Genomic DNA, 12,649 nt, shown 5'->3' on the forward strand with positions numbered 1-12,649 from the left:
AAAAAGTGCAAAAATATGGATCAATGTTTTTTTTGCAACACAGATAAAAAGAACCCATCTGTTTCTGTTGTGGCCGGCGACAAAGTAAGTCCATAATTTGAAAAAACTGGTTGCACAGGAGAAAAACTAAAATGTTTCTGCCAAAGCGCTGGCATATCCATTGGAGAAAAATGAGAATGTTGTTGAAGGAAATGGGAAATTTGTTCCTCATTTTCATCTGTAAAAAGAGAACAGGTAATATAGATTAGGCGCCCATTTGGCTTAAGATAAGCTATCGCTTCATTCAAAATATCCCTCTGTTCTGTTTGGCGTTGTTTCACTTGTTCTAATGTTAAACGCCATTTCGCATCTGGACGACGACGCCATGTTCCTGTCCCACTACATGGTGCATCTAGTAGAACTCTATCCATCTGGCCTATTAATGGCTTCAATTCTTCTTTTTGTGCTCGTGTTTGTACATTACGAACACCAGCACGTCGAAGACGATCAAAAATAGGAGCTAGGCGCACTTTATCAAAATCATAAGCATAAATTTGCCCACGATTGTTCATATCGGAAGCTAAAGCTAATGTTTTGCCCCCAGCACCTGCACAATAATCTAATACCTGCATGCCCTCTTGCGCTTCCACAAGGTGAGCAACAATTTGAGATCCTAAATCCTGTATTTCAAAGTGTCCTTTTTGAAAAGCTGGTTCCACTTGAACATTGGGATGACGATTAAACTTTTCAATCGGTGCAATTCTTAAAGCTTGCCCAAACCATGGAAAAGATTTAAGTTTGGTTTTTGCTAATTCTTTCAGCACCTTTTCTGGTGTTGCCTTTAGGTTATTTACCCGTAGGTCTAAAGAAGGACGCGTTGCTAACGCAGCCGCTTCAGTGATCCAATTATCACCAAATAAAGGACGCAGATGCGCTTGACACCATTGCGGAATATCACCACGAATATAGTCTGGAGCATCCACTAATTGCTGACCTTGCCACGATTTACGCTGTTTAGCCCCTAATAACTGCGGTGCAAACCGATCTTCTGCCAACTCACCGTCAATTTGCTCCAGCGTCATTTTTCCAGAATCTAATAAGGCACCAAAAACGATATCTCGGATATCATCACTCTCCATACGCCATTGTAAAGAATAACGTCGTCTTAAAACATCATAAACGATTGTACCAATAGCTGCACGATCACCTGCTCCAGCAAAGCGATGAGAAAGACCCCAATCCTTTAAAGCTTCTCCTACTGGGCGATGCTTCATTTCTATCTCTGTGAGAACATCTATTGCTGCTTGCAAACGCCCACCTAATCGCATTCATTTCTCCCATTAAAATAATAAAATTTTAAATCATCTAAAAAAATAATATTATCGCCTTCTTGCCAATGAAACCTTCTCAACGCCATAAAAAATTTACATTCAATATTAAAATGATCTGATCATACTTTTTTATAAGATCCAATTTAGAGTATCTAAATTTTTCCTTTCATCTTCTGCCCATTCGTTTTTTATCCTTCTACCTCTTATACTAAAAGATACGTAGCCATCCATAAAAAACTTATTTCCGCCATGCATTACGAAAAAAACAAACTCTTTAATTTATTTGCGTAAAATAAAGTTTACGAGGATTGTCTGAACAATAGAAAAAATCTTCTCATAAAATTAAACAAGCTCATCTTACGTTCAACAAAAAATTAACTTTTTAGAAAATGCTTGGAACCACTATTTGGCATGACCGTTTTTACTCTAATGGCAACTGCCAGACAATTTTAAAGGAGAAAATAATGACTTATAATAATGGAAAAACAACTTCGTCTAAAAGCCGTCATAATACAACGCCCTCAAACAACGGAAAGAAATCCGTCCAAAGTGATCAGACAAACACTCGCCAACGTGCGTCAAAGACTGGACGGAAGACAACAAAAAGTTAATTCTAATTTTATATAACTTATTTCATATAGTCTTAACAGAAAGAATTAGAATTTTAACCTCTAATTCTTTCCTTTTTGGGATTATTACACCAAATTACAAACAGAAAAAAGCGCAGTCTCTCTTTCTTGTTCTCGGAAAATTTTATATTTATGCAATATGATATTAGGCTCTTGTATCTTTAAACTGGCCCACGATAATTTGGACTCTCTCGTGTGATAGAAACATCATGCGTATGACTTTCATGGAGTCCCGCATTCGTAATACGTACAAACGTTGCTTTTTCACGAAACTCTACGAGATCTTTTGCTCCAACATACCCCATCGAAGCACGAAGTCCACCAGCAAGCTGATGTAGAACTGATGCTATAGGACCTTTATAAGCCACCTGCCCCTCCACACCTTCAGGAACCAACTTAAGTTCATCACGAACATCATCTTGAAAATAGCGATCTGCCGATCCTCGTGCCATAGCACCAACAGATCCCATGCCGCGATAAGCTTTAAAGGATCGTCCTTGATAAAGATAGACTTCGCCAGGACTTTCTTCTGTACCCGCTAAAAGAGAGCCAATCATAGCAGCACAAGCCCCACCTGCTAAGGCTTTAGCAAAATCACCCGAAGCTTTTATCCCCCCATCAGCAATAACGGGAATGCCCGCTTTTTCAGCAACTTCTGCAGCATTCATAATGGCTGCAAGCTGAGGAACACCAACACCTGCAACAATTCGCGTTGTGCAAATAGAACCAGGACCAATCCCAACTTTTATAGCATCCGCACCACTGTCAATCAAAGCCTGTGTTGCTTGAGCAGTCGCCACATTACCAGCAATAATAGCTGGAGAAAACATCATTTTTTTAATACGCTCAACAGTGTCTAATACACGCTGAGAATGTCCATGTGCAGTATCAATTACTAGAATATCAACGCCTGCATCAATTAATCGTTCAGCCCGCTCAAACCCATCGTTCCCTACACTACTTGCAGCTGCAACACGCAAGCGACCTTGTGAATCTTTGGCAGCGTTTGGATTTAATTTTGCTTTTTCAATATCCTTAACTGTTATCAGTCCGACACAACGATTCTGTTCATCCACAACTAATAATTTTTCAATACGATGATGATGTAAAAGATACTTCGCTTCACTGAGTTGAACATTTTCACGCACTGTGATTAAATTTTCATGCGTCATTAATTCATAAATTTTTTGTTTAGGATCCGATGCAAAACGCACATCCCTATTTGTCAAAATGCCAACAAGCCGTCCAGCAGTTTCACCTTTAGCACCATTTTCAACAACCGGAATACCGGAAATACCATGAGAGCGCATCAAAGATTTTGCTTCTTCAAGTGTTGCATCTGGTCCAATGGTGACTGGATTAACAACCATACCAGATTCAAACTTTTTTACTTGGCGAACTTCTTCTGCCTGCTCTGCAGGAGACATATTACGATGAATAACCCCAAGACCACCAGCTTGAGCCATAGCAATTGCCAAACGCGATTCTGTTACCGTATCCATTGCCGCAGAAAGCAATGGCAAATTGAGCTTAATATCCGCTGCAATGCGCGTACTGAGATCCACTTGACTAGGCATAACAAGAGAATGACCGGGTTGTAAAAGTACATCATCAAAAGTCAGTGCCAATGCACCTGTCCCCGTTTCAACAATCTTTGCCATATCAAAATTCCTTTTATAATAAAACACCGCAAGAAGCTTTAAAATACAACTGCGGTTCTCATACATGGTAGATTGGCAAAAAATTATGCCATGCTACAAACAAAATGAAAAGAAAAATAAATATTTTTTTTAAGTGTGGTTTATAAAAATTTACAATTGTGATTCAATAGGTAACCAACTTATTATTTTTGCAAATGCGCGACGCCAAAAATTGCTTTCTGGCTCATAGTCAATGCTATATTTTTTTTCATTTTCAATAAAATCCCAATAAATACGATTATTATCACCAAGACGCAGATGATAGCTCATTTCCCCTGTGGTTTCTTCAGAAAACAACAAATCTAATCTTGCTGTAATGGGAGCACATTCAAAAAGAATGCCCATTTCTGTATTTAATGATGCTGATCTTGGATCAAAATTTAAAGATCCAATAAAAGCTGTTTTACGATCAATTAAAAAAGCTTTGGCATGTAAACTTGCCTTACTCGATCGAAACAATCGTAACCCATGAGTATTGCCTTCCGCTTTTAATTCATAAAGATTAACACCACTTTTCAACAACGCCTTACGATAAGGTACATAACCACCATGCACTAATGCTACATCAGTAGCAGCTAAAGAATTTGTCAGAATTTTGACATCAACACCCTTTGAAACCAAATTACTAAAATTCTGCGTGCCAACCTTACCAGGAACAAAATAAGGTGACGTAATCTGAACCGTTTTTTGGGCATTTCCAATAACCTTTGAAAGTGCCTTCATAAGCCAATTGCTTGCTTTTTTACGCAATGCTTTTTCTGGAGGATCAGAAAGAACAACAACTTTGTCTGCTAAAAATAACCGCTTTCCTGTTTGGATAAAACAATTAAAGTTAATGTGCTCTTTGACATAATCTAAATAAACTTTTGCAACCTTGGAATCACGAAACTTTCGTAATTTATCTTTCCAATAGCTAAGATCACTTGCGCTTTTAGGAACAACCAAAGTATGAATTGGCAAAACAACAGCACTATTCCAAAAATCATCAAAGATACTTTCTACCTTTTTAACAGAAGGACCGATTAACATCAAATCTAAATCTCGAAAATGGGATTCTTTACCAGCATCAAAATAAGAATCTGCAAGATTACGTCCTCCTACAAAAGCGACCCTGCCATCAACAATAAAAGCTTTATTATGCATTCTACGTGTTACAGTAATTGCCCGTAATATAATTTCTAAACCACGGCGTAAACCACCTTTACGCGATCGCCCTGGATTAAACATTCTCACCTCAATATAAGGATGTTTATCTAGTGCAATATAAGCTGGATCACGTGCCTGAGCATTAATATCATCCAAAAGAAGCCGTACCCGAACCCCTCGATCAGCTGCCTCAACTATTTCACTTAATAATAGGCGCCCCGTTAAATCATCATCCCAAATATAATACATCAGATCAAGGCTACGTCCAGCCTCTGCAGCTCCTATTGCCCGAACACAAAACGCATCCAAATTGCTGATAATGAGGGAAAGGGCATCTTTATCAATCCCCAATCCATTTTCTTTCTCAGCTAATTGACTGACGATACGATCAAGCTTAGTTTCATCTTTCTGAAGAGGTAACGCATAAGAACATTTTCCCCTAGCATTTTTCACAAAACGCCCATAGGTGTAGATTGCCAACATAGATGCAATAAAAAAAAAGAGGACAAAACCAATAACAATCTGTAAAAGAGTCAAAGAGGGCAAACTTTCTATTTTAAACTATCACATCATCAGTAATGCAAACGATAACACTAATCACTTTATCTTAATCGTATAGCAGGTAAAATGCCACTTCTTGCTTAAGAGAGTATAAATTTAATATTGATGATACAAAAATTTTAGCGGTAGTATTTAAAAGTTTTTAAAAATGCTTCTCTGTTTTAATAAATGTAAACTTAACTAAAATTGTATAAATTGAAACAAACGATTAAAATAGTCACATAAAATTTATATTTGATTTAAATCAACAAAATCATCCACTATAGATAAATTTTACAATAAATGATTGTTTTCTTCAGCTTTCCCCCACGGACTTTATCAAAATTCACTCTATTTTTTGAAACGCTTGCTTGTCATGAAGAGAAATTTGTTATGAATTTACTTTCGTTCTTGATTTCTTATTGCTCTCAATTCTTCCATTTTTCTATAAAGTGTAGAGCGACCAATATGAAGGCGACGCGCAATCTCACTCATATGTCCTTTATAATGTTTAATCGCTTTCTCTATAATATCATGCTCCATTTCTGCAAAAGTACGTACATGCCCATCAGTATTCAAAAATTTTATCGATTCTTGCTCATTATCTTCTTGCATATTACCCTCAATGATATTGGGAACATTCATTAATGAATTTCCCATTAATTGCGGAAAATCTCGAACAGTTAATAACGGTCCTTCACTGAGTAAAATCGCACGAAATAAAAAGGTTTCAAGCTCATTTCTATTGCCAGGCCAATCATACTGCATAAGCAAGGAAAGAGCAGAGCCTGCTAAACCATGGACATGTGATCGCCCTGTTTCTGTGATAATGCGATCAATCAAACGTTGTGTGATCTCTGGAAAATCATCCCTTAATTCTCGTAAAGCAGGAACGCTAATAGACAAGTGAGAAAATTGTTCAAACAAACTATGCAAAAAAAAGTTCTCATTAACCAAGTCCTTTAAACGCGATGTTGAAATAGCGATGATCCGAAAAGGAAAAAAATCTCCTTTTGTATCCCTTTCCCTTTCTTTAAGGTAATGAGCAAACCGTTTTTGCTGTATGGGCTCAAGTCGATCAATATCACAAAGGCAAAGTGTCCCTTTTTCAAGAGAAGAAACCAATGGTAGGAATTCTTTAAACCACTGCTGATTTTCTTCTTCTGGATCAACGATGGCTGAACATTGAAAGCGAACAAAAACACCCTCCGAAAATAATCCCTCATGATGAATAATCCGAGCTAATGTCTCACGTCCTGTTCCAGCTTCTCCCTCTATCAAAAGATTCTGTAAAGAAGTTGCTGCTTGTCTCGATTGTTCTAATACTATCTGCATAGCTCTACTTTTTACGCAAAGATCAGAAAACCGTAAATGATTCTCTTTTTTTCGCCGAATATCTCGAACCTCATGCTCCAAGGCAGAAATAAGAGCAAGGATATCCAAAGTAACTCTTACACGTAATAATGTTACTGGATGGATCCAATAATCAATAGCTCCAGCTGTTAAAGCTTTCTGGAGTAAATGCTGATTCTCTTGTTGTGCTATAACGACAATAGGAACAGAAACACCAGCAACTCTAATCATTTTAATCAAATCGCTCACACTCAAATCACTCATAACGACATCAAGGAGTGCAAGCACAATGTTTTTACGCCTGTGTAAAAGATCAATCGTACGGAGACCATTTTCTGCTTCAATGACACGATAACCAAAACCTCGCAGCATAGAAGAAAGTTCTATACGTCTTCCATAATCTTCACTCGCAACAAGAATGGGACCAACCATAATGTCAATAATCTCCTTTGAGACTACTTAGCAGCTTAATATAAAAATTGTTGTAAACCATAAGAAATATTTTACCTCTTGTGTTTCACTTACGAAATTCATCAAGCTGTCAATTAAATACAACATTAAGGCATTTTTTTCCATTTTTTTGCTTTTTCATTGATTTTTATCAAATTTTTCATATTGACTCATGGGGTAATTTAATAATGTTATAGAAACTAGAGAGCAAAATAATCTAAATAGAGTGCAATAAATGAAACATACCTATCATATTTTATGTCTTACAATTACCGCCTTGCTGTTAAGTGCCTGTAACTTTTCGCGATATTATAACTCAAATATGCCAACTGGAATTGATGGAAAATGGGTTGATGAGAATGGTATTATTTCTTCTTTCCACAATGGTGTTTTTGAAACGCATGCAGCAGATACAGAAGAAAAACTATCAGAAGGAGCATATAATTATCTCAATGCCCAAAATATAGAAATTGAAATACGCTCTATTCTCCGTGGAACAATTTCTAGAGTCAATTGTACAATGTCATATGACGCCACACAACTTCTCTGCACCTCACATACAGGAGCACAGTTTTTCCTTAAGCGGAAATCTTAACAAAGTACAAGGGAAACCTCTCTTAAGAACAGAGGGAGCACACACATTAAGCAGGAGGCGATATCCTTTCTCCTCCTGATAGAAAATCCTCTCTAAAATACGCAAAGAGGCTAGTATAATCTTTACCCTGAAAATTTTCTAAACATTATGAAATGCGTAAAATAATCATTTTCTTCCACAAAATATCAGTAAAGCCACCTCACAATAAAATTGTAACTTTGTATCATTCAATCTATTTCAACCTAAAATAACATTTTATTTGATAGGGAAGCTTAATCTAAGCAGCGCCAATGCGCAAAAGATCATGAAAATGAACAATTCCTATCGGTTTTTTATCTTCAACCACAAAAAATGCACCAATCTGATGATCATTAATAAAAGCTGTTGCTGCACCAACAAGTGTATTTGGCTTTACAACTTTAGGAGCTTTGGTCATCACCTCGTCAACATTAAATTTTGATAAATTAAAATGAATGTTACGTGCAAGATCGCCATCAGTTACAATTCCGATTAGTTCACCTTCTTGATTCACAACACCAACACAACCAAAATGTTTTTCCACCAAAACATTCATCGCTTCAGTCATAGCTGTTCCCTGCATAACCAAAGGAATATTATCACCCTCATGCATAATATCACACACGTATTTAAGGCTTGCACCAAGAGAACCACCAGGATGATATATTTTGAAATCCGTTGCGGTAAAACCACGCATTTCTAAAAGAGAAACCGCTAATGCATCTCCCATTGCCAATTGCATAATTGTTGAAGTTGTAGGGGCTAAACCATGGGGGCAAGCCTCTTCTATCTTTGGTAATAATAGTACAATATCAGCTTGTCGTCCTAACACAGAGTGCTTACTTGATGTCATCGCAATAAGGGGGATACGAAAACGCGCCGCATAACTCATAATACCACTTAACTCTTGAGTTTCACCAGACCATGATAAAGCAAGAATAACGTCATCAGAGCCAATCATACCAAGATCACCATGATTGGCTTCTGCAGCGTGAACAAAAAAGGCAGGTGTTCCAGTTGAGGCTAAGGTTGCTGCAATTTTTGTCCCTATATGACCACTTTTTCCAAGACCAGTAATAACCACATGTCCACGAGCATTTCTAATAGTTTGAACAGCCGCTTCAAAAGAAGAAGAAAGACTTTCCAGAAGAGCTTTTTCAAGAGCTTCAAGCCCCTGCTTTTCACTAGCAAGTGTTTTAAGCGCTGATGCTACTGCACCTTGCAAAGCCATATGAGGAGACGGTATTGTCATAATCAAATTCGATCAATAAAATTAAGTGAGGGATCTATATCACTTTTCAACATTAATGGTTTCCAGTAAATTTTTCAATGAAGCAGAAACGTGGCTGTGCATATCAGCGCGTGCCAAAGAAAATGCAACGTTGGCTTCAATAAAACCAGCTTTAGAACCGCAATCAAAAGTGCGCCCTTTTACTTGCAAACCCCAAAAATCTTGCTCATTTGAAAGCCGCATCATAGCATCTGTTAATTGAATTTCATTTCCTGTTCCCCGTTCTTGAGTGGAAAGAATATTAAAAATTTCTGGCTGCAAAATATAACGTCCATTGATGTACAAATTTGATGGTGCCGTTCCTTGTGCCGGTTTCTCTACCATTTTTGTGATTTCAAAACCATTTGCAATCTGTTTGCCTTTCCCAACAATACCATATTTATGTGTTTCTCTAGGATCGCATTCCTGAACTGCTATAATATTCCCCCCACCCACCTTTTCATAAAGGCTCATCATTTCAGAAAGACAGCCCTTTTTCGCCTGTATCAACATATCGGGTAATAATAAAGCAAAAGGTTCCCCTGCAACTAATTCACGCGCACACCAAAGAGCATGCCCTAATCCCAAAGGTTGTTGTTGCCGAGTGAAAGAAGTTGACCCTGGTAATGGCTGTAAACGGTATAAGTGTGCAAGATCTTCTTTCTTTCCACATTCAGCAAGTGTCGTGTATAATTCAACTTGCGCATCAAAATAATCCTCAATGACTGCTTTGTTACGTCCAGTCACAAAAATAAAATGCTCAATACCAGCTTCCCTCGCCTCATCCACAACATATTGAATAACAGGTTTATCAACAACTGTTAGCATTTCTTTAGGAATCGTTTTTGTCGCAGGAAGGAAACGCGTACCAAGACCTGCTACTGGGAATACTGCTTTCCGGATTTTACGCACACTCACCCTCCTCAATGAATTCATATAACTTTTTTGTTTTATTTATCATATGTTTTTACGAAATGGTAAAAAAGATATCTTATTGTTTTGATTATCATTATAATGGGCAATCAAAATGTAAAAAGAGTCTGAGAATTTATTGAAAGGATTAAAATGAGTTATTTATTTCAGTTTTTTCCTCTTCTTGATCATATTATCGATTAAACTAAATACAAAATAAAGTTATTGCACATCTAATGAATTGAATATTAATGGGGATTTCAAAATGCAAAAAACAGAATTGAAGACTTTCTCTTTTTTAGAGAAGTCAATAGCTTGGAGAACTCTTTTCACTGTCTCTGCCGTTATTTTTTCTGCTTTTTTTATGTTTTTTATATCCCTTTCATATGCTGATAGCGGATTTAAACACTGGATTAAAGAATTTAAAAAAATAGCTATTGCTCACAATATTACCCCTTCTACGTTTCATATGGCGTTTAAAGGTGTTAATGCCATTGATCCTGAAGTTCTAAAAAGCGCCGCATACCAACCGGAATTTGTTGCTCCTTCCTGGAACTATTTCGATAATCGTGTCCATGATATCGCAATTGTGGAAGGACGGCGCCAAGCAAAAAAATGGAACAAATGGCTTCTTCAAATTGAAGAACGTTTTGGTGTTGACCGTAATATTCTGCTTGCTATTTGGTCAATGGAAAGCAATTATGGGAAAATTTTAGCCAATAAAAGTGTAATGCGTGATGCCATTCGCTCACTTGCAACCCTAGCCTATGCCGATAAAAAACGCGAAAAATACGCATATACACAGCTGATTGCTGCTATGAAAATTCTACAAAGTGGTGAAATTAAACGCTCTCAACTCACTGGATCTTGGGCCGGAGCATTGGGACATACACAATTTATTCCAAGCAGTTATCTCGCCTATGCTGTTGATATAAATCAAGATGGACGGCGTGATATCTGGAACTTTGTTCCAGATGCTCTGGCTACTGCTGCTAACCTTCTCCACAAAAATGGCTGGCAACCTAATCTTATTTGGGGAGTAGAGGTAAAAGTGCCGCAGGGGAAAAACCTTCCTGAAGGCTGGTATTCCTTTGAACAATGGAAAAAATTAGGTGTAAAACACGCAAATGGGCACCCTCTTCCTACATCAGCTGAACAAGCAATATTAAAATATCCAGATGGAGCAAAAGGACCTATATTTTTAGTCACAAAAAATTTCTTTGTTCTGAAACATTATAATAATGCAGATCGTTATGCGTTTGCTGTTTCCCTTCTTGCTGATCGTATTGCTGGACATCTTGGATTAGTGCATGATTGGCAAAGACCTTTTCAGCCTATTACCTTCCAAGAGTGCAAAGAACTGCAATCTCGCTTAAGTGCATTGGGATATTATAAAGGAGATATTGATGGACAAATCGGAACAGCCTCTCGCAAAGCAATCAAAGCTTTTCAGCTGCATTACGGTCTAAAAGAAAATGGATATCCATCATCTCAAGTGCTTTTTCTCCTTCGCAAACAATAATGGAAACTAAGGTTTTGTCTTCTTTTCGCCTGATATACTTGACATTATTGCTGTTTTCACTTTCTATTGTGGGGATCTTACAGCCATCCCCAAGTAAAGCAACGAACTTCTTCAAATGGTTATCACAACAAAACAAACAGACACAGCAGCCACCGCAAATTATAGAACAAAAAATAGACAAGCCGCAAAAAAAGATCGTAACACAAAAAAACATACAAAAGCTAAAAAATGAGAATGCAAAACGCATTCTTGTTGTAGGGGATTTTGCAGCCTCCGCTGTTGCCGATGCACTTAAAAAGTTTTTTATAAATAATAGCGATATCGTTATCATGAACAACACAATACCAGCTTCCGGCTTAGTTCGAACGGATTATTATTCTTGGCAAAGCAATATTTCTAAACTCATTGACCAAAATAGCCCCGATGTTATTATCATGATGATCGGTGCAAATGATAATCAACCCATCACAGACTCTCATAACATGATTAACACAGATCAGTCAGAATGGATACGCATCTACAAACAAAGAATTATCGAAATTACTGAAAGTCTTCACGCCTCTGGAAAATCATGGATATGGATAGGTCAACCTTCTTTTGGAAATGACCTTTTGACACAAAAAATGAAAATTTTTAATGCGCTCTATAAACAAGAAACAGAAACAGCAGGAGGGTATTTTCTCGATATCTGGAGCGGCTTTAGTGATGAAGAAGGAATTTTTTCTTTTTCAGGCTATGATATTAATGGAAAAACAACCAAATTACGCACCAATAATGGCATGCATTTCACCCCTGAAGGAAAGAAAAAAATTGCCTCTTATTTAGAAAAACCATTGAAAAATATTTTAAATTTTCACGCCTTTTCTCATGAAAATTCATACTCAACCGATAAAGCTATTCAAAAACTTATACAAGAATCAGAGAATCAAGAGCGGAGTAAAATTATGCGTCAGCTTCCAATGAACCTCGATGATATGGTACAAAAAAACACTCACCTTTTAGGCAAAAGAAAGTCAAGTTTTATAAAAAAATCATGGTTTCCACCAAATGGGCATCAAAAAGATCGAGCTGATAATTTTTCTTTCCCATAATGTCTATTTAAAATACAAAATCTATTTTCCTCTATAAACAAAAAGCGAATAAGATAAAAAACTCTGTTTACAGAGCTATAATGAAGAGAAAATTTGCATAAATCGCAACTGTA

Annotated in this window: 10 protein-coding genes; 4 read left to right on the plus strand and 6 right to left on the minus strand. The window is 37.1% G+C overall.

Features of this window, described 5'->3' with window-relative positions:
• Positions 1-20: 20 nt before the first annotated feature.
• Positions 21-1,307: an RsmB/NOP family class I SAM-dependent RNA methyltransferase gene (locus tag ACFINL_RS05525; RefSeq protein ID WP_375650905.1), complete on the minus strand. Its 1,287-nt coding sequence runs from the start codon at positions 1,305-1,307 to the stop codon at positions 21-23.
• Between the two features lie 467 nt (positions 1,308-1,774).
• Here ACFINL_RS05525 and ACFINL_RS05530 point away from each other — a divergent pair, with 467 nt between their 5' ends.
• Positions 1,775-1,921 (plus strand): hypothetical protein, encoded by a 147-nt coding sequence (locus ACFINL_RS05530; RefSeq protein ID WP_375611873.1) that lies wholly within the window; start codon positions 1,775-1,777, stop codon positions 1,919-1,921.
• 179 nt (positions 1,922-2,100) lie between these two features.
• Here the strand turns inward: ACFINL_RS05530 and guaB are convergent, their stop codons facing one another.
• The 3 genes from guaB to ACFINL_RS05545 all read right to left on the minus strand — a co-directional run bounded on the left by guaB (position 2,101) and on the right by ACFINL_RS05545 (position 7,110).
• Positions 2,101-3,600, minus strand: a complete 1,500-nt coding sequence (gene guaB, locus ACFINL_RS05535) for an IMP dehydrogenase (RefSeq protein ID WP_375611846.1) — start codon at positions 3,598-3,600, stop codon at positions 2,101-2,103.
• 150 nt (positions 3,601-3,750) lie between these two features.
• Positions 3,751-5,322, minus strand: coding sequence for a phospholipase D family protein (locus ACFINL_RS05540; RefSeq protein WP_375629995.1), 1,572 nt, complete (start codon positions 5,320-5,322; stop codon positions 3,751-3,753).
• A gap of 402 nt (positions 5,323-5,724) precedes the next feature.
• Positions 5,725-7,110, minus strand: coding sequence for a sigma-54-dependent transcriptional regulator (locus ACFINL_RS05545; RefSeq protein WP_375611848.1), 1,386 nt, complete (start codon positions 7,108-7,110; stop codon positions 5,725-5,727).
• 253 nt (positions 7,111-7,363) lie between these two features.
• Between ACFINL_RS05545 and ACFINL_RS05550 the strand changes: the two genes are divergently transcribed.
• Positions 7,364-7,723, plus strand: a complete 360-nt coding sequence (locus ACFINL_RS05550; protein ID WP_375611849.1) for a hypothetical protein — start codon at positions 7,364-7,366, stop codon at positions 7,721-7,723.
• 277 nt (positions 7,724-8,000) lie between these two features.
• Here ACFINL_RS05550 and ACFINL_RS05555 read toward each other — a convergent pair whose 3' ends face one another.
• Both ACFINL_RS05555 and ACFINL_RS05560 read right to left on the minus strand, forming a co-directional pair.
• A complete protein-coding gene (locus tag ACFINL_RS05555) occupies positions 8,001-8,993 on the minus strand; it encodes an SIS domain-containing protein (RefSeq protein WP_375611850.1) in 993 nt (330 codons plus the stop codon).
• Positions 8,994-9,032: 39 nt separating this feature from the next.
• The gene (locus tag ACFINL_RS05560) at positions 9,033-9,923 is read right to left on the minus strand and encodes a UTP--glucose-1-phosphate uridylyltransferase (protein ID WP_375611851.1); all 891 of its coding nucleotides are present in this window, start codon (positions 9,921-9,923) and stop codon (positions 9,033-9,035) included.
• A 265-nt stretch (positions 9,924-10,188) separates the two neighbouring features.
• On the opposite strand from ACFINL_RS05560, the gene ACFINL_RS05565 reads away from it, so the two are divergent.
• Together ACFINL_RS05565 and ACFINL_RS05570 are read left to right on the plus strand one after the other, a co-directional pair.
• Positions 10,189-11,445: a lytic murein transglycosylase gene (locus ACFINL_RS05565; protein WP_375611852.1), complete on the plus strand. Its 1,257-nt coding sequence runs from the start codon at positions 10,189-10,191 to the stop codon at positions 11,443-11,445.
• Between the two features lie 14 nt (positions 11,446-11,459).
• A complete protein-coding gene (locus ACFINL_RS05570) occupies positions 11,460-12,536 on the plus strand; it encodes an SGNH family hydrolase (protein ID WP_375611853.1) in 1,077 nt (358 codons plus the stop codon).
• Positions 12,537-12,649 lie beyond the last annotated feature (113 nt).

Source organism: Bartonella sp. AA78NXGY (assembly GCF_042197005.1).
In the GTDB taxonomy this organism is placed as follows: Bacteria; Pseudomonadota; Alphaproteobacteria; order Rhizobiales; family Rhizobiaceae; genus Bartonella.